The 22,495-nt window shown below is 68.7% G+C and carries 24 protein-coding genes and 1 riboswitch; of the genes, 10 read left to right on the top strand and 14 right to left on the bottom strand.

Annotated features, from left to right (window positions below; all coding sequences use genetic code 11):
* Positions 1–8: 8 nt before the first annotated feature.
* From gcvPB to AC3A3G_RS07000, 3 genes are all read left to right on the top strand, one after another.
* Entirely contained in the window at positions 9–1,586 is a 1,578-nt protein-coding gene (gcvPB, locus tag AC3A3G_RS07010; RefSeq protein ID WP_368924958.1) for an aminomethyl-transferring glycine dehydrogenase subunit GcvPB, read from the top strand.
* Positions 1,587–1,759: 173 nt separating this feature from the next.
* Complete coding sequence (locus tag AC3A3G_RS07005; protein ID WP_313516324.1) at positions 1,760–2,164, top strand: PGPGW domain-containing protein; 405 nt, start codon at positions 1,760–1,762, stop codon at positions 2,162–2,164.
* 118 nt (positions 2,165–2,282) lie between these two features.
* Positions 2,283–2,753 carry a DUF6789 family protein gene (locus AC3A3G_RS07000; protein WP_487487841.1) on the top strand — a complete coding sequence of 157 codons (471 nt, stop codon included), beginning with the start codon at positions 2,283–2,285 and terminating at the stop codon, positions 2,751–2,753.
* A 100-nt stretch (positions 2,754–2,853) separates the two neighbouring features.
* Here AC3A3G_RS07000 and AC3A3G_RS06995 read toward each other — a convergent pair whose 3' ends face one another.
* The 10 genes from AC3A3G_RS06995 to AC3A3G_RS06950 all read right to left on the bottom strand — a co-directional run bounded on the left by AC3A3G_RS06995 (position 2,854) and on the right by AC3A3G_RS06950 (position 10,304).
* Positions 2,854–3,369, bottom strand: coding sequence for a F0F1 ATP synthase subunit B (locus tag AC3A3G_RS06995; RefSeq protein ID WP_487487882.1), 516 nt, complete (start codon positions 3,367–3,369; stop codon positions 2,854–2,856).
* A 2-nt stretch (positions 3,370–3,371) separates the two neighbouring features.
* A complete protein-coding gene (locus AC3A3G_RS06990) occupies positions 3,372–3,977 on the bottom strand; it encodes a F0F1 ATP synthase subunit B family protein (protein WP_200168066.1) in 606 nt (201 codons plus the stop codon).
* Between the two features lie 74 nt (positions 3,978–4,051).
* On the bottom strand, positions 4,052–4,276 hold the full coding sequence (locus AC3A3G_RS06985) for a F0F1 ATP synthase subunit C (RefSeq protein ID WP_046651755.1): 225 nt from the start codon (positions 4,274–4,276) through the stop codon (positions 4,052–4,054).
* Positions 4,277–4,335: 59 nt separating this feature from the next.
* Positions 4,336–5,121: a F0F1 ATP synthase subunit A gene (locus AC3A3G_RS06980; RefSeq protein WP_046651757.1), complete on the bottom strand. Its 786-nt coding sequence runs from the start codon at positions 5,119–5,121 to the stop codon at positions 4,336–4,338.
* Positions 5,122–5,135: 14 nt separating this feature from the next.
* Positions 5,136–5,501 carry an AtpZ/AtpI family protein gene (locus AC3A3G_RS06975; RefSeq protein ID WP_087140841.1) on the bottom strand — a complete coding sequence of 122 codons (366 nt, stop codon included), beginning with the start codon at positions 5,499–5,501 and terminating at the stop codon, positions 5,136–5,138.
* A gap of 154 nt (positions 5,502–5,655) precedes the next feature.
* A complete protein-coding gene (gene scpB / locus AC3A3G_RS06970) occupies positions 5,656–6,336 on the bottom strand; it encodes an SMC-Scp complex subunit ScpB (RefSeq protein ID WP_200168065.1) in 681 nt (226 codons plus the stop codon).
* The gene (locus AC3A3G_RS06965; protein WP_200168064.1) at positions 6,333–7,157 is read right to left on the bottom strand and encodes a segregation and condensation protein A; all 825 of its coding nucleotides are present in this window, start codon (positions 7,155–7,157) and stop codon (positions 6,333–6,335) included. Before AC3A3G_RS06965 ends, scpB begins: the two co-directional genes overlap by 4 nt.
* 17 nt (positions 7,158–7,174) lie before the next feature.
* Entirely contained in the window at positions 7,175–8,224 is a 1,050-nt protein-coding gene (nagZ, locus tag AC3A3G_RS06960) for a beta-N-acetylhexosaminidase (RefSeq protein WP_487487840.1), read from the bottom strand.
* 13 nt (positions 8,225–8,237) lie between these two features.
* A complete protein-coding gene (locus AC3A3G_RS06955; protein ID WP_200168062.1) occupies positions 8,238–9,029 on the bottom strand; it encodes an SPOR domain-containing protein in 792 nt (263 codons plus the stop codon).
* An 87-nt stretch (positions 9,030–9,116) separates the two neighbouring features.
* Positions 9,117–10,304 carry a deoxyguanosinetriphosphate triphosphohydrolase gene (locus tag AC3A3G_RS06950; protein WP_200168061.1) on the bottom strand — a complete coding sequence of 396 codons (1,188 nt, stop codon included), beginning with the start codon at positions 10,302–10,304 and terminating at the stop codon, positions 9,117–9,119.
* A gap of 108 nt (positions 10,305–10,412) precedes the next feature.
* On the opposite strand from AC3A3G_RS06950, the gene AC3A3G_RS06945 reads away from it, so the two are divergent.
* The 3 genes from AC3A3G_RS06945 (at position 10,413) to ypfJ (ending at position 12,139) form a co-directional block, all read left to right on the top strand.
* Positions 10,413–10,760, top strand: a complete 348-nt coding sequence (locus tag AC3A3G_RS06945) for a HesB/IscA family protein (protein WP_165906529.1) — start codon at positions 10,413–10,415, stop codon at positions 10,758–10,760.
* A gap of 55 nt (positions 10,761–10,815) precedes the next feature.
* Entirely contained in the window at positions 10,816–11,202 is a 387-nt protein-coding gene (locus AC3A3G_RS06940) for a hypothetical protein (RefSeq protein ID WP_487487839.1), read from the top strand.
* A gap of 85 nt (positions 11,203–11,287) precedes the next feature.
* Positions 11,288–12,139 (top strand): KPN_02809 family neutral zinc metallopeptidase, encoded by an 852-nt coding sequence (gene ypfJ / locus AC3A3G_RS06935; protein ID WP_200168059.1) that lies wholly within the window; start codon positions 11,288–11,290, stop codon positions 12,137–12,139.
* 10 nt (positions 12,140–12,149) lie between these two features.
* Here the strand turns inward: ypfJ and AC3A3G_RS06930 are convergent, their stop codons facing one another.
* Both AC3A3G_RS06930 and AC3A3G_RS06925 read right to left on the bottom strand, forming a co-directional pair.
* On the bottom strand, positions 12,150–13,454 hold the full coding sequence (locus tag AC3A3G_RS06930) for a DUF418 domain-containing protein (protein WP_368924963.1): 1,305 nt from the start codon (positions 13,452–13,454) through the stop codon (positions 12,150–12,152).
* A 65-nt stretch (positions 13,455–13,519) separates the two neighbouring features.
* Positions 13,520–14,464, bottom strand: coding sequence for an aspartyl protease family protein (locus AC3A3G_RS06925; protein ID WP_487487838.1), 945 nt, complete (start codon positions 14,462–14,464; stop codon positions 13,520–13,522).
* A 178-nt stretch (positions 14,465–14,642) separates the two neighbouring features.
* Between AC3A3G_RS06925 and thrC the strand changes: the two genes are divergently transcribed.
* Together thrC and AC3A3G_RS06915 are read left to right on the top strand one after the other, a co-directional pair.
* On the top strand, positions 14,643–16,031 hold the full coding sequence (gene thrC / locus AC3A3G_RS06920) for a threonine synthase (RefSeq protein ID WP_487487837.1): 1,389 nt from the start codon (positions 14,643–14,645) through the stop codon (positions 16,029–16,031).
* Positions 16,032–16,091: 60 nt separating this feature from the next.
* The gene (locus AC3A3G_RS06915) at positions 16,092–16,838 is read left to right on the top strand and encodes a glutaredoxin family protein (RefSeq protein ID WP_200215840.1); all 747 of its coding nucleotides are present in this window, start codon (positions 16,092–16,094) and stop codon (positions 16,836–16,838) included.
* A gap of 3 nt (positions 16,839–16,841) precedes the next feature.
* Here the strand turns inward: AC3A3G_RS06915 and AC3A3G_RS06910 are convergent, their stop codons facing one another.
* Positions 16,842–17,804 (bottom strand): homoserine kinase, encoded by a 963-nt coding sequence (locus AC3A3G_RS06910; protein WP_200215842.1) that lies wholly within the window; start codon positions 17,802–17,804, stop codon positions 16,842–16,844.
* Positions 17,805–17,806: 2 nt separating this feature from the next.
* Positions 17,807–19,543, bottom strand: coding sequence for an amino acid kinase family protein (locus AC3A3G_RS06905; RefSeq protein WP_200168053.1), 1,737 nt, complete (start codon positions 19,541–19,543; stop codon positions 17,807–17,809).
* 444 nt (positions 19,544–19,987) lie between these two features.
* Positions 19,988–20,114, top strand: a riboswitch (SAM riboswitch).
* A 76-nt stretch (positions 20,115–20,190) separates the two neighbouring features.
* On the opposite strand from AC3A3G_RS06905, the gene metX reads away from it, so the two are divergent.
* Positions 20,191–21,300: a homoserine O-succinyltransferase MetX gene (gene metX / locus AC3A3G_RS06900; RefSeq protein ID WP_487487836.1), complete on the top strand. Its 1,110-nt coding sequence runs from the start codon at positions 20,191–20,193 to the stop codon at positions 21,298–21,300.
* Positions 21,297–22,475 carry a cystathionine gamma-synthase gene (gene metB, locus AC3A3G_RS06895; protein WP_487487835.1) on the top strand — a complete coding sequence of 393 codons (1,179 nt, stop codon included), beginning with the start codon at positions 21,297–21,299 and terminating at the stop codon, positions 22,473–22,475. The genes metX and metB overlap by 4 nt, the downstream gene beginning before the upstream one ends.
* Positions 22,476–22,495: the final 20 nt, after the last annotated feature.

Here is a 22,495-nt window from a genome sequence, read left to right as displayed (position 1 = left end):
TTGGAACCATGAGCACGATGAACACTGTCGGCCGCCCGACCGCCCCGAACGCCGCCTCTGACGCGTCCTACAAGCCCGCCACCCTGACCGGCGGGCGCGGCCTGCTGCAGGACGAGCCGCTGATCTTCGAAGGCGAAGGCTGGGGCAAGACCGGCGTCGACCTGCCGAAACCCGCCACGAACGGTTCTGACCTCGGCGACCTGGTCCGCAAGGATCCCATTGGGCTTCCTGGCCTGTCCGAGCCCGAGGCCATGCGCCACTATGTGCGCCTGAGCCAGAAGAACCACGCCATCGACCTGGCCCTTTATCCGCTGGGCTCGTGCACGATGAAGCACAACCCGCGCCTGAACGAGAAGATGGCGCGCCTGCCGGGCTTCTCGGACATCCACCCGCTGCAGCCGCAGTCGACGGTGCAGGGCGCGCTGGAGCTGATGGACCAGCTGGCCCACTGGCTGACAACGCTGACCGGGATGCCTGCGGTGGCCCTGTCGCCCAAGGCGGGCGCCCACGGCGAACTGTGCGGCCTGATGGCCATCCGCGCCGCCCACGAAGCCAAGGGCGAGCATGAGCAGCGCCGCAAGGTGCTGGTCCCGACCTCGGCCCACGGCACCAACCCGGCCACGGCCGCCTTCGTCGGCTATTCGGTGGTCGAAGTGGCCCAGACCGACGACGGCCGCGTCGACGTGGCCGATCTGGCGTCGAAGCTGGGTCCGGACGTGGCGGCCATCATGGTCACCAACCCGAACACCTGCGGCCTGTTCGAGCGCGACATCCTGGAGATCAGCCGTCTGACCCACGAGGCGGGCGCCTATTTCTACTGCGACGGCGCCAACTTCAACGCCATCGTCGGCCGGGTACGCCCCGGCGACCTGGGCGTCGACGCCATGCACATCAACCTGCACAAGACCTTCTCAACGCCCCACGGCGGCGGCGGTCCGGGCGCCGGTCCGGTCGTGCTGTCGGAGGCCCTGGCTCCGTTCGCGCCCGCCCCGTGGGTGGTGAACACCGGCGACGGCTACAAACTGGTCGAGCGCGAGGAAGACGAGGCCGAACAGGCCTTCGGCCGCCTGTGCGCCTTCCAGGGCCAGATGGGCATGTATGTGCGCGCCCTCAGCTACATGATGTCCCACGGCTCCGACGGTCTGCGTCAGGTGGCCGAGGACGCCGTGCTGAACGCCAACTACATCAAGGCCCGTCTGGAAGACCTAATGAGCCCGGCCTTCCCCGACGGCCCCTGCATGCACGAGGCCCTGTTCGACGACGAATGGCTGAAGGGCACGGACGTCACCACGCTCGACTTCGCCAAGGCGATGATCGACGAGGGCTTCCACCCGATGACCATGTACTTCCCGCTGGTCGTCCACGGCGCCATGCTGATCGAGCCGACCGAGACGGAGTCCAAGGCCGAGCTGGACCGCTTCATCCACGCCATGCGCCTGCTGGCCGAGGCGGCGAAAGCCGGCGACGTCGAACGCTTCAAGGGCGCGCCCTTCCATGCGCCCCTGCGGCGTCTGGACGAGACCCGCGCCGCGCGCTCGCCGCGTCTGCGCTGGGCCGCGCCGGAAGGCTCCAACCGCGCCGGCTGATCCGGTCGGAACAGGCCTGAACATAGAGAACGCCGTGTCTTTCGGGACACGGCGTTCTGCATTTCTGGACCGACTTACGAAAGCGTCATGGCGACGCCGCCTTTCGGCCTTGTCTCGTGCGTTTACTGATTGTCGGCCCTCCCTGGCCGAACCCTTGTTTGAGACGCCGCCCCGTGACCCTGGTCCTGCCATCGCTGCGCCCGCCTCCGCCGCCCCGTCCGAGGCTGGCGCGGCATCTGCGTCGTCTGGCGTTGATGGCCGTGGGTTTCGTCATCATCCTGCTGGGCATATTGATCGCGCCCCTGCCCGGCCCCGGCGGCGTGCCGGTCATCGCGCTCGGCCTCGTCATCGTCCTGCGCAACTCCTGGTGGGCCAAGCGGCAGTTCATCCGCGCCCAGCGCGCCCGGCCGAAATGGATCTATCCCTTCCGCCGTCTGATGCGCAAAAAGCCCGAGATCGCCCCGGTCTTCTGGCAGCAGACCCTGCGCGCCGAAAAGATGGTGCTGCGTCGCCGTCGTCGCCCCCTGGCGCGCTTCCGCCGCCGCCTGCGCCGCGCCTGGCGCGCCTTCCGGCGATAAAGGCCAAGCTAAGGCAAACACAGGAATGTGAACGACGTTCACGCCGTTTCCGCCCGGAACGGCGTATGCTCCCCCTTGCGTAGTCTCGAAGTTGATAGCGTTGGGAGGCGCTGTTCACATGATGTCACGCGTAAAAAAGGGAATCATCGCCGGCTTCGTCGCTACCGTCGCGGTTTCCGTGCTTGAGCTCGTCAATCTGTTCCTCAACCACATGTTCGATCCCTTTCCGGGGATCGTCGCCCAGATGTTCGGCATGCCGGGCAATATGGCGGCCGGATGGGCGCTTCACCTGATCATGGGCACCTTCGTTCTAGGGTCGCTCTTCGGCATCGCCTATCCGCGACTGCCGACCGCCACGCCGATCACCAAGGGCATCGTCTTCGCCGTCGGCGCGTGGGTGGCGATGATGCTGTTCCTCACCATGGTGGGCGACTACCGGACCTTCACCGGCTCGTCCGGCTTCGGCACCATCGGCTGGCTGCTGGCGCTTCACATGGTCTTCGGCGCCGTCCTGGGCAATGTCTACGCCCGCCTGGTCGAGCGTGAGAAGCGCGGCGCAACTCCGATCGGAGCCGCCCCCGCCCACTGACCGTCCTCCATCCCGACAACAGGATATCGGACAAGCAAAAGGCCCCGCCGTCGCCGGCGGGGCCTGATGTTTTTCGGGCTAGGCCTGATCGCCGAAGCGATCAGTTCAGCTTGCCGCCGATCTGGGCGATGGCCTGGTCGATCAGCGCATCCGTCTTGGCGCCGGCGATGCGGGCGGCCAGGATCTGCTGCGCGGCCTTGGCGGCCAGGTCGGCGGCTGCGGCCTTGACCTCTTGCGTGGCCTCGGCCTCGGCCTGGGCGATGCGACGCTCGGCCAGGGCCTGACGACGGGCGGTCGATTCCTCGATGCGCGCCTTGGCGTCGGCTTCCAGACGCTTGGCGTCCGCTTCGGCCGTGGCCAGCAGGTCGGCGGCCTGGGCTTCAGCCTCGGCCTTCTCCTGACGGATCTGGGCCAGCATGGCTTCGGCTTCGGCGCGCAGGCGGGCGGCTTCGTCCAGTTCGGATTGGATCTTGGCGGCCTTGCCGTCCAGGGCGCCCGCGACCATGCGCGGAACCTTGGCCATGACCAGGATGCCGAAGAAGATCAGCAGGCCGACGCCGACCCAGAGTTCGGCGTTGGACAGGTCGTAGAAACTGCCGTGCAGGAAGGCGGGCATGGTCAAGCGGCTCCCTTGACGGCGGCGGCGGCATCATCGGCGCTGGGGGCCTGGCCCGTCAGACGCTCGACGATAGCGCGAGTGGTGTCGGCGGCGATGGCGCCGGCGTGGGCCAGCGCAGCGTCGCGCGTGGCGGCGATGCCGGCTTCGGCCGTGGCGATGCGGGCGGCGACGGCGGCTTCGTCCTCGGCCTGACGGGCCTGGATTTCAGCGGTCACGCGAGCCTTGGCTGCGATCGAGGCGGCGCGGGCGTCGGCGCGGGCCTTCTCGACCTCGGCGCGGGCGGCGTCGGCCTGGGCGGCGGCCTCGGTCTGGACCGAGCGCGCCGTGGCGACGGCCGTGGAAATGGTGTCGGCCCGCTCGTCGATCACACGGCGCAGACGCGGCGCGAAAACCTTGGCGATGAGCAGGTACAGGATGACGAACAGGATCAGCAGGTAAACGACCTGCCCGGCCCAGTGCTGGAACTCGAACTGCGGCAGTCCGCCAGCGTCATGCTCGGCGGCGGCGGCAGCCGCGTTGGCGGGCACGTGCCCGGTTTCGGCCGCGTATTCAACGGCCTGTTCCACCGGCAAGACCGGCGGCGGAGCTGAGGGAGTGGCTGCCATAATGATCCGTCGTGAAAGCAAATGCGGCGGCGCAGCCGCTGATGGGCGCGCCGCCGCAGATCAGGGGTTCGGTATTAGCCGAGCCAGATCAGGATGCCGAGCACGAAGGCCAGGATGCCCAGGGCTTCGGCGAGGGCGGCGCCCACGAACAGGTTGCCGACTTGCGAAGCGGCGGCAGCCGGGTTGCGCAGAGCGCCGGCCAGGAACTGGCCGAAGATGTTGCCGACGGCCAGAGCCGAACCGACCATACCGATGGTGGCGATACCGGCGCCGATGAACTTGGCGGCTTCAGCTTCCATGATGATATTCCTAATTCTTGGAGCGTTTGGAGGGTGGGCTTACTTACTGGTCCGCAGCCTTAGTGGCCATGGCCCAGGTTGACCACATCATTGAGGTAGATGCAGGTCAGAACGGCGAAGACGAACGCCTGGAGGAAGGCCACCAGGAACTCGAAAGCGGTCAGGGCGATCACCATGCCCAGCGACAGGGCGGCGACCGGAAGAGCGAACAGGCCCACGCCGCCAGCGACGGCCAGAGCGCCCAGGGACACCACGAAGCCGGCGAAGATCTTCAGCGCCAGGTGGCCGCCCAGCAGGTTGCCGAACAGACGCAGGGCCAGGGTGAAGGGGCGCAGCAGGAAGGAGAAGAACTCGATCAGGCCGACGACCGGGCGCAGCACCAGCGGCGCGCTGGTCGGCCAGAACAGGCCGAAGAAGCCCAGGCCGTTCTTGGCGATGCCGACGCCGACCACGACCAGGAAGGTCAGCACGCCCAGGGTGGCCGTCACGGCCAGTTGCGAGGTGGCGGTGAAGGTCAGGAACATGCCCAGCAGGTTCATCATCAGGATGAACATGAACAGGGTGAAGACGAAGGGGAAATACTTGCGCGACTCATGGCCGATCGTGGACGCGGCCAGGTTGTCGATCATGCCGAACAGGGTCTCGCCCGCCGCCTGCATCCGGCCCGGCACCACCTTGGCGCCCGAGGTGGCCACGGTCAGGAACAGCACGGCCATGCCGAAGGCGATGGTCATCGCCAGGTGCGAATTGGTGAAGGCCAGGCTGACCTCGCCGACCAACGGAAGCGTGACGCTGCCGAAATCCGCCAGAGGCGTAACCTGAAACTGGTGAATCGGATCGGCCACGGGCCTCTCGCTCCTTAGTCTTCTTTTTCGCCGGCCTCGACGTAGGGAACGGCTTCACCCGTCACACCCGCCGCCTTGGCCTGCGCCATCAGCCGGTTGGCTGTGCGACGCGCCATGTAGATCGCCAGTGCGAAGCCCAGAAGAACTCCGACCAGAAGGCCCCAGGGCGAGGTTCCAAAGAACCGGTCCACCCCGAAACCGATAGCCAAACCAACGAAAACACCGCCGAGAAGCTCGGCGATGATCTTATAGGCCTGGCCCGTGACCGCGTGTGCGGCGAACTCGGCCGATTGCCCGGCCTGGGCCTTCGCCTCCAATGCGGATGCGCTTTCGTGGAGGCGTTTGATCGCCTCTTCGCGCGATTCCTTCGTCGGGGACATGGGCCTGTTCGCTCAGCGTCCGGCGCAGGGCCGAAACGGGTCTGAATTTCGGCGCGGAACCTATAGGCGAGACGGCTTCAGGTCAAGGCGGCGCGTCTTGGACTTAAGCCCATGACTTTCCGGCACTTCTTGGGGGCGCGACGTTCCGTCCCGGCTAAGGTTGCGACTCTTCGTCCTCGCTGACGAAATCCTGGGCGAATTCCGGCGCGCCGTCGTCCAACCCGGTCAGCAGATCCTCGCCCTCGTCCTCCCCGGCGCGCGAGGGGTCCGGCACCTCGAAACCGACCGGCATGGACAGATCCAGCAGGCCCGCCGCCTTCATCTCCTGCACGCCCGGCAGGTCATAGAGACTCGCAAGGCTGAAATGCTCGAGGAAGCGGTCGGTCGTGGCGTAGGTCACCGGCCGCCCCGGCGTGCGGCGACGCCCGCGCAGCCGCACGAAATCCATCTCCAGCAACAGGTCCAGCGTGCCCTTGGACAGAGAGACGCCGCGCACGCTCTCAACCTCGGCGCGGGTGCAGGGCTGGTGGTAGGCGATGATGGCCAGGGTCTCGAGCGCGGCCTTGGACAGGCGGCGCGGCTCCTCGCGCTCCTCGGTCATCAGGAAGCCGAGGTCGGGCGCCGTGCGGAACCGCCAGCGTTCGGCCACGCAGTCCAGTTCGACCCCGCGTCCCTGATAGCGCGCCTGAAGCGCGGTCAGCGCCCCGCCGACGTCGGCGCCCTGCGGCAAACGGCGCGCGATCTCGGCCAACGACAGCGGCGCGGCGGCGGCGAACAGCAGGGCCTCGACCCGGCGTTCGATCTCGAGGTGGTCCGGGGTGAAGTCGAGACTCACGGCGTCAGCTCCAGCGGCTGCCCCAACCCTCTGCGCTTCAGCCACACCGCGTCGAATGGCCGCTCCTGCCGGATGTCCATGCCGCCCTCCTTCACCAGCTCCAGACTGGCCGAGAGGGTGGAGGCGGTATAGCTGGCCTGGCTCGGGCCTTCCCGCCCATCCGGCTTCTGCGGCGCCACGCGCTCCAGCGGCGTCCATTCGGCCAGGCGCGGCATGATCTCGCGCAGCCAGTCGCGGGCGGCCTCCAGCTGGAAGGCCTCGACCCGCTGGCCGGGGGCGTATTTGCGGCGCTCCTCGCGGCGGCGCTGGGCGACATAGGCGCTCATCAGCTCATAGAGGCTGGCGTCCACCCGGTCGGACGGGATGATGACCGTCGCCTGCGGGTCGCCGCGCGTGAAGACGTCGCGCTTCAGCTGCGGGCGGCGGGTGATGGCCTCCACCGCCGTGCGCATGGCCTCCAGCTTCTGCAGGCGGAAGGCCAGGGCGGCGGCGATCTCTTCGGCCGGCGGCTCCTCTGGCTTGTCCTTCTCGTTGCGCGGGATCAGCAGGCGCGACTTCAGATAGGCCAGCCACGACGCCATCACGAGATAGTCGGCCGCCAGCGCGAAATTGCGCCGCCGCGCCTCATGCACGAAGGCCAGATACTGTTCGGCCAGACGGGTGATGGACAGCTTCAGCAGGTCCACCTTCTGCGTCCGCGCCAGGGCCAGAAGGACGTGCAGAGGGCCTTCATAGCCCTCCAGATCGACGACGAAGGCCTCCTGCGCCTCGACCTGTTCGACGGCGGTGAAGTCGAGGTTCGGCTGGAAGGCCTCGCTCATGCGCCCTCCCCCGCCATCTAGGCTTGAGCCTCGCCGACATCCGGGCCCTTGGCGGCGTCGAAGCGGCCGTTCAGCGCCGCCTCCAGCCGGGCGCGGCCCTCGGCGACGTCCAGCGGCTCGGGCGCGCGGACGATGCGGCTCAGCGCGGCCTCGGCGCGGCGCTTGGCCTCGCCCTTCAGCTTTTTAGTCCCCTCGGCGACAGCGGCCATCTCCTTCAGGTCGCCGTTGCAGTGGAGCACCACGTCGCAGCCCGCCTTCAATGACTGCTCGGCGCGCTCGGTCAGCGTGGCCGACAGGGCCTGCATCGACAGGTCGTCCGACAGGATCAGGCCGGAGAAGCCCAGCCGCTCGCGCATCAGGCGGATCGCCTTCTTCGAGGTGGTGGCCGGACCCTTGGCGTCGACGGCGGTGAAGACGACGTGGGCCGTCATCGCCATCGGCATGTCCGACAGGGCCTTGAACGGCGCGAAGTCCCAGGCGTCCAGCTCCTCGATCGCCGTGTCGACCACCGGCAGGTCGTGGTGGCTGTCCGAGAAGGCGCGGCCGTGGCCGGGAATGTGCTTGATGATCGGCAGGACGCCCCCCGCCAGCAGACCCTCGGCGGCGGCCCGGCCCAGTTGGGTCACGGTCGCGGGATCCTGGGCATAGGCGCGGTCGCCGATGATGTCGTGGGCGCCCGGCACCGGCACGTCCAGCACCGGCACGCAGTCGACGGTGATGCCCAGCTCGCGCAGGTCATGGGCGATCAGGCGCGCGCCCAGACGCACCAGTTCGCGCGCCGCCGCCGGATCATTGGTCGCCTTCAGATAGGCGGCGCCGGGCGGATATTTCGGCCAGTGCGGCGGGCCGAGGCGCTGGACCCGGCCGCCTTCCTGATCGATCAAAACGGGCGCGTCGTCGCGGCCCACGCTGTCGCGCAGTTCGGAGACCAGCGCCTTGACCTGTTCGGGGCTGTCCACATTGCGGCGGAACAGGATGAAACCCCAGGGCTTGGCCTCGGCGTAGAAGGCGCGTTCCTCCGCCGTCAGCCGGTGGCCGGAACAGCCGTAGATGGCGGCGGAGGTCATACTTGCGCGATCCTTAACGGACGATGCAGTCGCGGCCCGCGGCCTTCAGCGCATTGCAGAAGGCGACGGCGCGGTCACGGCTCATGCCGGTGAAGGTGGTGCGGTAGACGGTCGAGCCGTTGGCGGCGGTGACTTCCTGCACGCGCTTCTCGGCGCCCGAGGCGTACTGGCCGAAGCGGGCGGCGACGGCGGCGTATTCGCGGTCAGCGATGGCGGTCGAGGAGAAGGCGCCGATCTGCACGCCCGACGATCCGCCAGTCGCGGCCGGAGCGGGCGCGGGAGCCGGGGCCTTGGTCGCCGGAGCGGGGGTTGCGGGCGCAGGCGCGGCCGGAGCCTTGGTCGCCGGAGCAGGGGCGGCGGGCGGCAGCGTCGAGGATTCGACCGGCGCGACCGGGGTCGTCGGCGCGGGGCGCGGCAGCACCTCTTCCGGGCCGGGGGTAAAGGTCGGCGCGGCGTCTGTCGGGGCGCCGCCGTCGCGATAGACGCGGATGTCGGCTTCCGGGTCGACCGGCTGGGCGTCCAGCGGGGCCTCGACCTTCATGCTCTCGACCGGCGTGCCGACGGCGGGCGGCGCGTCCGTCGAGGAGCGCACGCCCGAGCGATAGAAGACCACCACCGCCACGATCAGCAGCAGCAGCACGACCGCGCTGATGATCAGGGTGATCGGCGGCGATTTGGCGGCCGGAGCCCGGCGCGGGTCATAGCCGCCGCGCGTGAAGGGCAGGTCGTCGTCGGTCGGCGGCGTATAGGCGCCCCGGTCGCGGCCGGCGTTAGGGTTGCCTCGGTGATCGTCGTCGTAGGACATTGGGTCGCGCCTTGATGGTCGTGGGACACGCGCGCGAATCGGCGCGCGCCGGCGCTCAGTCTAACGCGCCGTGAAGCCCTTCTCGAATCACAGATCGAGGGCGAGGTCGAGGCTGAACAGCTTGCGATGCACCTCGATAGCGTAACGATCTGTCATACCGGCGATGTAGTCGCACACCGCCCGCGCCCGCGCGTCCCGGTCGTCGGTCAGGGCCGAGGCCTGCCATTCCGGCGGCATGACCTCCGGCTCGGCCATGAACAGCTGGAACAGCTGGGCCAGCACCCGGCGCGCCTGACTGCGGGTGCGGTTGACGCGGTAATGGCGGTACATCCGCTCGAACAGGAAGCGGCGCAGCACCGCCAGTTCCGCCATCATGCCGCTTGAGAACTGCACCAGGGTCTCGGGCGCCATGCGGACGTCCTCGGCCGTCTCGATGCAGTGTTTGGCCAGACGGGCCTCGGTCTCGGCCAGAACATCGTCGACCATGACGCCGATCATCCGGCGCACGGCCTCCAGCCGCAGCATCCGCTCGTCGATGTCGGCCCAATCGGCGCGCGCGCTGGCGATACAGCGTCCGATCAACGGCACGTCGGCCAGATCGGACAGGCTGAACAGCCCCGCCTGCACCCCGTCGTCCACGTCGTGGTTGTTATAGGCGATGTCGTCGGCGATGGCCGCGCACTGGGCCTCCAGCGAAGCGAAGGTGCCAAGCCGCAAATCCCAGTCGGCCGCCCCGCCCGGCGCATAGGCGGCGACCGCCTTCCACGCCGGGTCCGTCAGCTGATGCGCCACCGGGCCGTTGTGCTTGACCACGCCCTCGACCGTCTCCCAGCTGAGGTTCAGGCCAGTGAAGCCGGGATAGCGGGTTTCCAGCTCGGTCACGACGCGGAAGCTCTGCACGTTGTGATCAAAGCCGCCGAACGCCTTCATCTGTTCGTGCAGTTCGTCCTCGCCCGCGTGGCTGAACGGCGGGTGGCCCAGATCGTGGGCCAGGGCGACCGTCTCGGCCAGATCGTCGTCCAGCCGCAGGGCGTGGGCCAGCGAGCGGGCGATCTGCGCCACTTCCAGGCTGTGCGTCAGCCGGGTGCGATAGTGGTCGCCCTCATGCGCCACGAAGACCTGCGTCTTCTCCTTCAGGCGGCGGAAGGCGGTGGCGTGGATGATGCGATCGCGGTCGCGAGCGAAGGCGGTGCGGGTGCGGCTGGCGGGCTCGAAAACATGGCGGCCGCGGCTGGCGGCGGGGTTTTCGGCGTAGAGGGCGCGGGTCTGGCTCAAGGCGGCAGGACTTCGTGATGGCGACAGGCCTTTGCGAACGCCTGTCGGCCCCTCATATAGAGGGCCGTGAGCACCGTCCAATCCACAGAATCAGCCCGCGACCTGTCGCTGTCGGTCGCAACCCGGTCGCCCGAGGGCATCACCCTGGCCGAAAGCGGCGCGCGCCGTCTGGCCAAGCTGTCCGAGGCGGAAGGCAAGCCGGTCCTGCTGCGCGTCGCCGTCGACGGCGGCGGTTGCTCGGGCTTCCAGTATCGCTTCGAGCTGGTCGACGGTCCCGAGGCCGACGATCTGGTGGTGCGTCGCGACGGCCAGGCCGTGGTGATCGACCCGGTCTCCATCCCCTTCCTGAAGGATTCCGAGATCGCCTTCGTGGACGAACTGGCGGGCGCCCAGTTCGTGATCCGCAATCCCAACGCCTCTTCCAGCTGCGGCTGCGGCGTCAGCTTCGCGATCTGAACCGCGCAAACGGCCTCGCTTGGCGGCGAGGCGTAACACACCCATCTATATGGGCATGACGCGCCTGTTCGCCCTGACCCTGCTGTTCTGCGCCGCGCCCCTGGCGGCGAGCGCCCAGACCTGGCCCGGCTGGCCCGGCCCTCCTCCGGCGGGTTACGATCCCCACATCGCCCGCGCCGAGCAGCACGCCCAGGCCATGGAGCGTCTGCGCCTTCAGGCCGACCAGCGTGAGGCCGAGGCCGCCCGCATGAGGCTTCAGACCAGCCAGACATTGCAGCGGCTTGAGGCCGCACGATCGCCGGCCCCCGCGACGTCGCCTGCGACGGCCTATGCGCCGCGCCCGGCAATCCTGCCCGCGCCGGCGACCCTGACGCCGCCGCTCGACCAGACCGCGCCAGGCGTGACGGAGATCGACGCCTGGCTGAGCCGTCCGCCGCACTGAACCACAGCGTTACATTTGCATCTCTTCACCTGCGCCTGCGTTTCAGCCTAGCTTCGGAACAGACGACGAAAGCGGAGAGCGACAGATGCGTTGGCAGGGCGGACGGCGCGGCGGCGGGGTTGAAGACCGGCGCGGCATGGGCGGCGGCGCGGTCGCGGGCGGCGGCATCGGGGTGCTGGTGCTGGCGGCTATCGGCTATTTCGTCTTCGGCATCGACCCGAACACCACCCAGCAGTTGGCCAGCCAGTTCGGCGGCGCCGGACAGGCCGAGCAGCAGGGCCAGATGGGCTCGCCCGAGGATCAGGACGGCCAGTTCGTCGAAGTCGTCGGCTCCAACATCAACGACGTGTGGAAGACCAAGCTGCGCGGCTACACCCCGCCGACCACCGTGCTTTATACGCAGGGCACCCAGACCGGCTGCGGCTACGGCCAGGCGGCGATGGGGCCCTTCTATTGCCCAGCCGATCAGAAGGTCTATCTGGACCTCAGCTTCTGGCGCGAGATGGAAAGCAAGCTGGGCGCGTCCGGCGCGGACTTCGCCAAGGCCTATGTCATCGCCCATGAGTTCGGCCACCACGTCCAGACCCTGACCGGCGCCAGCCAGCAGGTGCAGCGCGCCCAGCAATCAGCGCGGTCACAGGCCGAGGGCAATCGCTATTCCGTCGCATTGGAGCTTCAGGCCGACTGCTACGCCGGGGTCTGGGCCAGCAACGCCGCCGCCGTGTCGAACGGCCAGGTGGCGCTGGAGCCGGGCGATCTGGAGGAAGGCATGAAGACCGCCCAGGCCATCGGCGACGACGCCCTGCAACGTCGCGGCGGCGGCCGTGTCTCGCCGGAAAGCTTCACCCACGGCTCGTCAGCCCAGCGGGTCGAGTGGCTGCAACGCGGCTATCAGACGGGCGACCCGGCCGCCTGCGACACCTTCGCCCAGCTTTAGACCTGATGGATCAGACGGCCTTCGCGCGCTTCAGGGGCGAAGGCCGTCCATAGGCGAACCAGCGCAACGCCCATTCCAGCGGCCCCATGTTGAAGGCCCGCAGCCACAGGGCGCTGAAGACCATCTGGAACACCCAAATTCCCGCCGCCACGCCCCAAAGGCCCCACCAGTCCAGCCTGCCCCACAGGTCAAGGCCATAGAACAGCAGGCCCGCGATCGCCGACTGGGCCAGATAGTTGGTCAGGGCCATGCGCCCCAGATTCCTTAGGGCGCGCCCCACGAAGCCGAGCGCGTTCAGCTTCCACAGCGACAGCAGCAGACCGACGTGCCCCAGGGTCATGGCGCAGCGGCCCAGTTCATAGCTGGTCTGAGCCGTCCAGGATTCGGACGAGAACTGGCTGGTCCACAGCATCACGGCCTGGGCGCCGTTGACCGCCAGACCCAGGGCGTAGCCGCCCCCTGCCAGCGCCAGATAGAAGCCGAGCGACCGCGCTCCGCCCAACACCCCCAGCTTGAACAGCGCCATGCCCAGCAACATGAAGGCGACCGATTCAATGACCAGGGTGATGGTGTAGCTGGACGCCGCATAGTCCAGCCAGGTCCGCACGCTCCACTTCAGCAGACCGACGACGCCCCCCGTGCGCGCGGCGGTTTCTTCGGCGATGGTCTCAGGCGTCAGGGTCTGCGCCTCCTGCGCGCGCACATGGACCTTCATCGCCTCTGCGTCCTCGGCCGAGAGGACAGCACCGGCCTCGACCTGGGTCGCCAGTTCGGCGCCGCGTCGCGCCTCCATCGCCTGATACGCTCCAACCACGGCCGATTCGACGGTCAGCAGCAGAAGCAGGGCGGCCGACAGAGCGATCAGCGTGCGCGGCCGGGCCGCGCGAAAGACGAACAGCAGAAACCCTGACAGGCCGTAGACATAAAGAATGTCCCCCGGAAACAGCAGAACGGTGGCGTTGAACACGCCCAGCGCCAACAAGGCCATGCAGCGGCGGAAATAGACATCGGCCGCCTGGATCGTGCCGCGTCCGTCTTCGCCGCGCAGGGTGATCAGCAGCATTCCCGCCCCGAACAACAGGGTGAACAGGCCCCGCATCGACCCCTGCACGAACAGGTGCTGGATGATCCATGCCGACCAGTCAGGGTTGGCCAGCGCCGGCGGCAAGTCCGGATGATACTGTCCCCAAAGCCCGCCCATCATCATGATGTTGACCAGCAGGATGCCGCACAGGGCGAACCCGCGCAGGAGATCCAGGCTCTCCAGCCGCTGACTGGACGACACCGATGTGATGCTGGGCGGCAAGGCGGTCATACGGGCCGCTTATCCCCGTTCAGGCTGCGGATAAAATGGATTCGACCATTGGGAAATCAACAAGACTAAACAATGGTCACATCCATCAACGGTGCGAGGTGCAGCCGTCCGTCGCCCAAATCCAAAATAACGTCGCGATCGGCGAAAGCCTCCATGCCCAGCAGCGCCTCAGGATAGTTCGGCAGCGCCCGGCTGGCGTAGACTGCGGTCGCCACATTGCGCCACGCCTCGCCGCCCAGCGCCACGCTTTGAGCACGGATCATCCGCGTTCTGGCCACCCCGCCCAGGACGATGCTGGACCCCGATTGCTCGGGCCGTCCGTCCAACAGACCCGCTGCCTGCGCCGCAACGTCGCTGAGCGCCAGGAGCGAGGACGAACCGGTGTCCACCACCGCCTTGACCGGCGCGCCTTCGACCACGACCTCGGCGATCAGAGCCGTGCCCGAACGTCGAACGGGCAAGGACCGATAGGCGGGCGCCAGCCCCGCCTGGGCCTCGCCGAACAGCCGCAACCGACGTCGACGCAAGTCCATCTCCAGCGCCGCCTCCATCAACAGATCCTGCCCCAGGATCAGCGGCGCGCCCAGGCCCTTGTCGCCCCCCAACGGCCCCAGGTCCAGAATGCCCGCACGCAGCCGCCCCACGCGCGCCGTCCCAACGGCCAGATCCAGCGTCACGCCCCGCCCCATCTGCGCGCGCCCGTCCACGCCATAGGCCATCAAAGGCATGTCGAAGAGATCGTCCAGCCCCAGCTCCGCCACCAGCCGCCGATCGATCACCGAATACTGCGCCCCGCTGTCGATCAGGGCGGTCAGCTCCCGCCCCGCCAGCCGCACGCGCACCGTCGGCAACAGGGTTCGCTGCGCGACGAAAGACAGCCAGCCGCTGGTCCCATCGGCGCCGAACGTCACGCTGGGTCGCCGCCACAACACATTGTCCTTCAGCCACAGACCGCCGCCGACGGCGGCGGCGATCGCTCCGGCACGGATGAGAAGGGAACGGCGGTTCATCCGCCTGACATGAACCGGCCGGCGGCGCGGCGCCAGCCCCCTTTCCCATCTCCGCGCGCCGGCGACGCCAGCCTTGGCGCCGGTTGAGCCAGGTTGTTGCGCCGTATTGCGACAATTCCGTTCGCACGCGCAAAATATTCATGACGAAGTCGTAGATCGCGGCTAGAAACAACCCGTTATGCCAGCCTCCCCTGATCGTTACCTCTCGACGCGCGGCGACGCCGCTCCGACCCGCTTCAGCGACGCCCTGCTGCGCGGCATTGCGCCCGACGGCGGCCTCTACATGCCGCAGGCCTGGCCCGCCCTGCCCGCCGACTCCACGCGTCCCGGCCGCAGCTACGCCGAGATCGCCAAGGCGGCGATGGCGCCCTTTATCGGCGACGCCCTGCCTGCGGGGGCGCTGGACCGCGCCCTGGACCGCCTGACCAAGGGCTTCGATCATCCGCTGGTGACGCCTCTGGTCGAGCTGGAGCCGGGCCTGTTCGTGCTGGAGCTGTTCCACGGCCCGACGGCGGCGTTCAAGGATCTGGCCATGCAGCTGGTCGCCGCCCTGTCGGACGAAGCCCTGGCCGCGACGGGCGAGACCCTGACCCTGCTGACGGCCACCAGCGGCGACACCGGCGCCGCCGCCGTGCGCGCCTTTGCGGGCGCCGAGCGCATCAAGCTGGTCGTCCTGCACCCTCTGGATCGCGTCTCGCCGGTGCAGCGCAAACAGATGACGACGGTCGAGGCCGACAACGTCCTGAACCTGGCCGTGCGCGGCGATTTCGACGACTGCCAGCGTCTGGTGAAGGGGCTGCTGGCCGAGGAATCCTTGCGCGAACAGGGCCGCCTGTCCTCGGTCAACTCGATCAACTGGGGCCGTCTGGCGGGCCAGATTCCCTATTACGTCTCGGCCACGGCCCAGTTGGGCCAGGCGGCGACCTTCGTGGTGCCGACCGGCAATTTCGGCGACGCCTTCGCCGGCATCGCCGCCCGCAAGATGGGCCTGCCCGCCGCCGGTTTCGTCGCCGCCGTCAACCAGAACGACGCCCTGGCCCGCGCCATCAACGACGGCGTCTACGCCCGCCGCCCGGCGGTCGAGAGCGGCAGCGTGTCGATGGACGTTCAGGCGCCGTCCAACTTCGAACGTCTGGTGTTCGAGGCCTCCGGCCGCGACGCCGAGGCCACCCGCGCAGTGTTCGAAACCTTCGCGCGCGAAGGTTCCGTGAGCCTGCCCGCCGACCTGCTGGCCGCCCTGCGCGCCGAGGTCTCCGCCGTCTCAGTCGACGAGGCGACGACCAGGGCCGAGATCGCCCACGCCCACGCCGCCTGGGGCCGCATCGTCTGCCCGCATACGGCGGTCGCCTTGGCCGCCGCGCGCCGTCTGGACCGCAACGGCGCGCCCATCGTCGCCCTGTCCACCGCCCACCCGTCCAAGTTCGGCGCCTTCGTCTCGAGCGTCATCGGCGTAGAACCGGAACCGGCCCCCGTCATCCGCACGTTGGGCGACCGTCCCGAGCGGCTGACGGTGATCGAGAACACGCCCGAAGCGGCCCTGGCGGCGGTGAAGGGGTTTGCGGGGTAGGACCATCCCCAGAGGAGCCTGAACCGTCCTGGTTCGTTGTCATCGGCGAAGGAGACGCCGATGACCCGCAACACACGTCCTGTCGCTGTCCTCTATCGCATGGTCATGCCCGATCATGTCTGCCCCTGGGGTCTGAGAGCGCGACACCTGCTGAAATCCAAAGGTTATCAGGTCGATGACCGTTGGCTGGAGACACGCGAAGCGACCGACGCCTTCAAGGCCGAGCATGGTGTGAAAACCACGCCGCAGACCTTCATCGACGAGCGCCGCATCGGCGGCTTCGACGACCTGCGCCGCTTTTTCGGGCTTCGGGTGCGCGATCCCGAGGCGACCAGCTATACGCCCGTCCTGGTCGTCTTCGCGGTCACGGCTCTGACGGCGCTGGCCGCCAGCCATGCCGCCTATGGCGCGCCGCTGACCGGCCGGACGATTGAGTGGTTCATCTCGTTCAGCATGTGCGTCCTGGGCATGTTGAAGCTGCAGAACCTCGACGGCTTCGCCACCATGTTCCTGAACTACGACCTTCTGGCGCGACGCTGGGTTCCCTACGGCTGGGTCTATCCTTTCGCGGAGACGGGCGCGGGGGTGCTGATGACCGCCCACGCCCTCACCTGGCTATCCGCGCCCGTCGCCCTCTTCATCGGCGGCATCGGCGCCGCCTCGGTGTTCAAGGCCGTCTATATCGACAGGCGCGAGTTGAAGTGCGCCTGCGTCGGCGGGGACAGCAAGGTTCCGCTCGGCTTCCTGTCGCTGACCGAGAACCTGATGATGATCGCCATGGCCGTATGGATGCTGGCGCGTATGTGAGACCTAAGCCGGTTCCGCCGCCTTCCAGTAGTCCAGCCGCCGGAAGAAGGGCGTCGGACCCTTGGGCGTGACCAGGTTGGCAGGGTCGTGGAACAGCCGGTCGTGCAGGCGCGTCAGGGTAAAGCGCACCGCCGCCGCCGCGCCCAGCTCGGGGAGGGCCTGACGCTCGGCGTCCGACAGGGGCCGCACCGACTCATAGCCCTTCTGGAAGGCGCGCAGAGCCGACGGCATGGGCCGCCCCTCGGCGTCGAACCCCCAGGCGCTGAGCGCGATGGCCAGATCATAGGCCAGCACGTCAACGCAGGCGAAATAGAAGTCGATCACCCCGCCCACATCCGTCGCCCCATGCTCGTTCGTCGCGAACAGGACGTTGTCGGGAAAGTAGTCGGCGTGGATCGGCCCCCGAGGCAGGGCGGGATCGTTCCAGGGCCGGGCCAGATCCGGCAGCAGGCGCTGCATCTGCTCCAGCATCCGGCGGTCCTCGCCTCTGGCGACCGTATCGCAACGTGCGGCCAGGTCCGCCCAGGCGCGCGGCCCGACCGGGTTCTCGCGCACGCCGTCATAGTCGGCCGCGTCCAGGTGCAGCAGCGCCAGCACCTGACCGGCCCGATACTGATCCTTGTCCGTCGGCTGGCGCTTCCAGGCGCCGGGCGTCCACTCGACGATGGCGGCGGCGCGGTCGTTCAGGCGGCCGATCACCTGGCCGTGCAGATCCGCCACCGGCGCAGGCGTCGGGAAGCCCTGCGCCGCCAGCCGCCCGGTCAGGCCGAGGCAGAACGGCAGGGCCGAGGCCTCGGTCCGCCCCTCGAACAGGGTCAGGACATAGGCGCCCTGCTGCGTGACCAGGCGATAGTTGGTGTTCTCGACCCCCTCGGCGATCGGGGTCAGTTCGACCAACCCGCCGAGAGGGTAGCGCATGAGATAGTCGTCGGCCTGTTGCGGCGTGACGGGCGTGAAGACGGCCATGACTAGACAAGCTCCGCAGCGGCGCGGCGGGCGCGCATGACGTCGGCGACATCGGCCAGCACGCTCTCGGTCGTGGCCCAGCGCCCGGCGCCGCGCCCCTTGCACGTCCACACCCGGCCGTCCTGACCATAGACCTTCAAGGCGTTGCGCTCTCCGTTCAGCGACAGGAAGAGCGCGTCCTCCAGCGCGCCGTCAAGACGGACATAGGCGTCCAGGGCGCCCTCGCGCTCGAAACAGGCTCCGATCTGGCGCACCGGCGCCTCGCCCAGCGGCGTCTCGGCGGCCAGGACATCGCGCGGCAGGTCGTCGGGCGAGCGGCCGAACGCCTCAAACGACAGCAGCTTGACCTTGGCCGCGGCGTCGAAGCCTTCCAGATCGGACGAGGGGTCTTCCTCAGCGAAGCCGGCGGCGCGGGCGTCGGCCAGGGCGTCGGAGAAGGTCGCCCCCTCGCCCAGACGCTGCAGCATGAAGTTGACCGTGCCGTTCAGCACCGCCTCGAAACCGGCCACCGGACCGGCGGCGCGGGCGGCGCGCAACGTCTCGATCATCGGCGAGCCGCCGCCGACCGAGGCCGACCAGGCGACGCGACAGCCGTTGGCGTCGGCCAGGGCCTGAAGCCCCTTGGGATCGCGGGCCACGGCCTGTTTGTTGGCGCTGACCACGTCGCAGCCCGCCTCCAGCGCCCGGCGGATCAAGGCATGGCCCGCCTCGCCCTCGGACAGGGCTTCCAGCACCAGGTCCGGCTTCTTCGCCAGCAGGGCCTCGACGTCGTTGGTGAACAGTTCGGCAGGCGCCGATACATCGCGTTTTTTCAAGGGGTTGCGCACCAGAACGCCCACCACTTCAAAGCGGTCGTCCGGCAGCAGGCGGCTGAGCAGGCCGCCGCCGACGACGCCGCAGCCGGCCACGGCGACCTTCAGCGGTTCAGCCGCCTGCACCGGGCCGGGAGGGGCGCCGCGTTCGCCGACGATCGTGCCCTCGGCGCGGCCCAGAGCAGCGACTTCAATGTCCACGCCGCGCGCCTGGGCCAGGTCGATCGCATCGTGCTGGACCAGGGCGCCGCCGACCTGACGCGCCGTGTCCCAGCTGGCGCGGCGATAGCGCAGCGGCGTGCCCGTCTCGCAGGCCGGATCGCGGTCGTAGAGGCCGTCGACGTCCTTCACCAGACGCACCCGCTTCAGGCCCAGTTCGGCGGCCAGCACCACCGCCGTCAGGTCCGATCCGCCGCGCCCCAGCAGGGCCACCCGGCCGTTCGGACGCACGGCGCCGAAGCCCGGCACCACGACGACCTCATGCTCGGCCAGCGCCTGATGCAGGCGCTCGCTCTTCACGCCGACCGGGCGAGCGTGCTGGGCCGGGCCTTCCGCCACAATGCCCAGTTCGCGCACCGACAGACCCACTGCGTCCAGTCCCACCCGGTCGCAGGCGACAGCGACCAGGGCAGCGGCCTTTTCCTCGCCCAGCACGACATAGGCGGGCAGCAGTTCGTTCTCGTGGTCCAGGCCCAGGCTGCGGGCGTCGGCCAGCAGCTGATCCGTCTGACCCGCCAGGGCCGAAACCACCGCCACCACCTTCCGGCCGGCGCGAACGTGGCCGTAGATTTCGCTGGCGACGGCGGGGGCCTGGGCGGCGTCGCGCAGGACCGACGAACCGAACTTCAGCACCACCACATCGGCGGCGGGGGCGAGGGCTGCGACCGGTTTCAACTGATCGGCGACGAGGGCGAGAGAGGCGGACATGGGCGTTTCCTGAAGGCTGGATCTGGGAGGATTTCGGGAGAGGTCGGAGGTGGGTTCGGGCCAATAAAAAACCCGCCCGGGGGTCCGGGCGGGTGATCGGTTTTCTGCGTTTTCTCGCCTAGACGGCGCGCATCATCCGGTCCCCGCCCGCAAGGGCATGGTGGTGGTACCGGTGGTCGTAATCATGGACGCGAAGAGGCCCGTCGCCGAGGCGGCGATCGCGGTCGTCTTCATGCTGGCGAGGCGGTAAGGCACAGGCGGCGTCCGGTTGAAAATCGTGCCTTAGGGTGAGCCAGGGCGCCGCGCCGCGTCAACCCCGTCTCGAAAGAATTTTTCGCAACACCGCCACCAGGCGCCGTTTTCGCCACCTACATGTGCCACCAGCGACGAAATGGGGTGAAATTTTTCGCTTGACCGGCGCTCTTCGCAACCGCACCGTAAGCTCACTCATCAAGACCGGCTGAGGGATTAGGCCCTTTGACGCCGGGGCAACCATCGGGTTCCGCCCGAAACGGTGCCAACTCCTGCGGGGTTCTTCGGGCTTGCCTGAAAGGACCGCGAGAGATGGGTGGAGCGTCGATAAGGCGGCGCGCCACAGGTCTGTCACGCATGGGTTTCGCCGGTGAGCCGAACCTTTGAGTGATGCGATGACCCTGGCCCTGATTTCCACCGAAACCACCGACGAGCCTTCCTGTAAGGCCTCCGCCGCTGCGCCTGCGCCCAAGGGCGGCGCCCAGATCGGCGCCCGGGCCGCGCGCCGTCCGTCGGAACTGCTTCAGCGCGACGGCGCCTATGACGTCGCGGTTGCGATCCCCGACGACTTCGAACTCGATTTCGGCGGAACCCTGACCCAGAAGCGGGTCATCGGCCGCCTGCACGGCAAGGCTAACGCCCCGCTGATCGTGGTCGCGGGCGGCATTTCCGCCGACCGCTACGTCCACCGCACCGAGACCAAGGGGCTGGGCTGGTGGTCCGGCGCCGTGGGCGTGCGCGCCCCGATCGACCTGACCCGTTTCCGCGTTCTGGCCTTTGATTTCGCTCCAGAATTCGGCGAAGGCGTCAAGGACGCCAAGACCCCTCTGACCATCACCACCCAGGATCAGGCGCGGCTTCTGGCCCTGCTGCTGGACCACCTGGGCGTCGAGAAGGTCGCCGCCTTCATCGGCTGTTCCTACGGCGGGATGATCGCCCTGGCCTTCGGCGAGCTGTTCCCTGACTGGGCCGAGCAGCTGGTGGTGGTGTCCGCCGCCCACCGCCCGCACCCGCTGGCCACGGCCTGGCGCGGCATCCAGCGCCGCATCCTGCAACTGGGTCTTGAGACCGGCCGCATCGATCAGGCCGTCGGTCTGGCGCGCGAACTGGCCATGACCACCTACCGCACCCAGGAAGAGTTCGGCGACCGCTTCGATTCCGAAGCCCCCAGCCATGCGGGCCAGGCCTATCCGGTGTGTGACTATCTGCAGGCGCGCGGCCGGGCCTATCGCGACCGCACCACCCCCTCGCGCTGGCTCAGCCTGTCGGACTCCATCGACCGCCACCGCGTTGAGCCCGAGGCCATCAGCGCCCCCGTCACCCTGATCGGCTTCACCACCGACCGCCTGTGCCCGATCGAGGACATGAGGGAGCTGGCCGACCGCCTGCCCAACCTCTGGCGCTTTGAACAACACGCCTCCGTCTACGGCCACGACGCCTTCCTGAAGGAAGACAAGCTGGTCGCCGACATCCTGACCTCCGTACTGAAGGACATCGACCAATGAGCCGCGCCCGTCCCGCCGACCCCCGCACCATCGCCGCCCGCTCGGGCGTCGATACGGACACGGCTCACGGCGCGGTCATGCCGGCGCTGTATCTGTCGTCCAACTACTCCTTCGCCGCCTTCGGCCAGCCGCGCAAATACGACTATTCGCGCTCGGGCAATCCGACCCGCGACGTGCTGGCCGAGACTCTGGCCGAGCTGGAAGGCGGCGCCGGCGCCGTCATCACCGCCACCGGCATGGCGGCGGTCGACCTGCCGCTCAGCCTGCTGGAGCCGGACGACCTGCTGATCGCCCCGCACGACTGCTACGGCGGCACCCACCGCCTGCTGACCGCCCGCGCGAAAAAAGGCCATTTCCGCGTCGCCTTCGTCGATCAGAACGACGGCGCCGCCCTGGACGCCGCCCTGGCCGACGGGTGCAAGCTGGTGCTGGTCGAGACGCCGTCCAACCCCCTGCTGCGCGTCACCGACATCGCTGACGTCTGTCGCCGCGCCCACGCCGTGGGGGCCAAGGTGGCGTGCGACAACACCTTCCTATCGCCGGCCCTGCAACGGCCGCTGGAGCTGGGCGCCGACATCGTGGTCCACTCGACCACCAAATACATCAACGGCCATTCCGACGTGGTCGGCGGCGCCGTGATCACGGCCGATCCGGCCGATCATGAAAAGCTGGCCTGGTGGGCCAACTGCCTGGGCGTCACCGGCTCGCCGTTCGACGCCTATCAGACCCTGCGCGGCCTGCGGACCCTGTTCACCCGCATCGAGCGCCAGCAGGCGACGGCCAGCCTGGTCGCGGCGGTGCTGGAGCTGCACCCAGCGGTCAAGGCCGTCCACTATCCGGGCCTGACCAGCCACCCCGGCCATGAACTGGCCTCGCGTCAGCAGTCCGGGCCGGGCGCCATGCTCAGCTTCGAACTGGACGGCGGGACCGAGGCGGTCTGTCAGGTGATCGAACGGCTGGACGTCTTCACCCTGGCGGAATCCCTGGGCGGCGTCGAAAGCCTGGTCGCCCACCCGGCCACCATGACCCACGCCGCCATGACGCCCGAGGCCCGCGTGACGGCCGGCATCACCGACGGCCTGCTGCGCCTGTCGGTCGGTCTGGAGCATCAGGACGACATCCTGGCCGACCTGACCCAGGCGCTGGACGCGGTGACGCTGAAGGCGGCGGCGTAAACGCGGAAAGCGCGCGCTTC

The organism is Brevundimonas sp. Soil_N_31 (assembly GCF_057655995.1).
This window is presented reverse-complemented; position numbering and strand designations above follow the sequence as displayed.

What these genes read in the sequence shown, in the direction of transcription:
- AC3A3G_RS06915 (WP_200215840.1), top strand. Translation starts at nt 16,092, where the DNA reads ATGACCCGCAACACACGTCCTGTCGCTGTCCTCTATCGCATGGTCATG.
- AC3A3G_RS07000 (WP_487487841.1), top strand. Translation starts at nt 2,283, where the DNA reads ATGATGTCACGCGTAAAAAAGGGAATCATCGCCGGCTTCGTCGCTACC.
- gcvPB (WP_368924958.1), top strand. Translation starts at nt 9, where the DNA reads ATGAGCACGATGAACACTGTCGGCCGCCCGACCGCCCCGAACGCCGCC.
- nagZ (WP_487487840.1), bottom strand. Translation starts at nt 8,224, where the DNA reads ATGACCTCCGCCGCCATCTACGGCTGTTCCGGCCACCGGCTGACGGCG.
- AC3A3G_RS06985 (WP_046651755.1), bottom strand. Translation starts at nt 4,276, where the DNA reads ATGGAAGCTGAAGCCGCCAAGTTCATCGGCGCCGGTATCGCCACCATC.
- AC3A3G_RS06940 (WP_487487839.1), top strand. Translation starts at nt 10,816, where the DNA reads ATGACGCGCCTGTTCGCCCTGACCCTGCTGTTCTGCGCCGCGCCCCTG.
- metB (WP_487487835.1), top strand. Translation starts at nt 21,297, where the DNA reads ATGAGCCGCGCCCGTCCCGCCGACCCCCGCACCATCGCCGCCCGCTCG.
- thrC (WP_487487837.1), top strand. Translation starts at nt 14,643, where the DNA reads ATGCCAGCCTCCCCTGATCGTTACCTCTCGACGCGCGGCGACGCCGCT.
- AC3A3G_RS06975 (WP_087140841.1), bottom strand. Translation starts at nt 5,501, where the DNA reads ATGTCCCCGACGAAGGAATCGCGCGAAGAGGCGATCAAACGCCTCCAC.
- AC3A3G_RS06905 (WP_200168053.1), bottom strand. Translation starts at nt 19,543, where the DNA reads ATGTCCGCCTCTCTCGCCCTCGTCGCCGATCAGTTGAAACCGGTCGCA.
- AC3A3G_RS06995 (WP_487487882.1), bottom strand. Translation starts at nt 3,369, where the DNA reads ATGCCCGCCTTCCTGCACGGCAGTTTCTACGACCTGTCCAACGCCGAA.
- AC3A3G_RS06930 (WP_368924963.1), bottom strand. Translation starts at nt 13,454, where the DNA reads ATGACCGCCTTGCCGCCCAGCATCACATCGGTGTCGTCCAGTCAGCGG.
- AC3A3G_RS06925 (WP_487487838.1), bottom strand. Translation starts at nt 14,464, where the DNA reads ATGAACCGCCGTTCCCTTCTCATCCGTGCCGGAGCGATCGCCGCCGCC.
- ypfJ (WP_200168059.1), top strand. Translation starts at nt 11,288, where the DNA reads ATGCGTTGGCAGGGCGGACGGCGCGGCGGCGGGGTTGAAGACCGGCGC.
- AC3A3G_RS06965 (WP_200168064.1), bottom strand. Translation starts at nt 7,157, where the DNA reads ATGAGCGAGGCCTTCCAGCCGAACCTCGACTTCACCGCCGTCGAACAG.
- metX (WP_487487836.1), top strand. Translation starts at nt 20,191, where the DNA reads ATGACCCTGGCCCTGATTTCCACCGAAACCACCGACGAGCCTTCCTGT.
- AC3A3G_RS06955 (WP_200168062.1), bottom strand. Translation starts at nt 9,029, where the DNA reads ATGTCCTACGACGACGATCACCGAGGCAACCCTAACGCCGGCCGCGAC.
- AC3A3G_RS06990 (WP_200168066.1), bottom strand. Translation starts at nt 3,977, where the DNA reads ATGGCAGCCACTCCCTCAGCTCCGCCGCCGGTCTTGCCGGTGGAACAG.
- AC3A3G_RS06910 (WP_200215842.1), bottom strand. Translation starts at nt 17,804, where the DNA reads ATGGCCGTCTTCACGCCCGTCACGCCGCAACAGGCCGACGACTATCTC.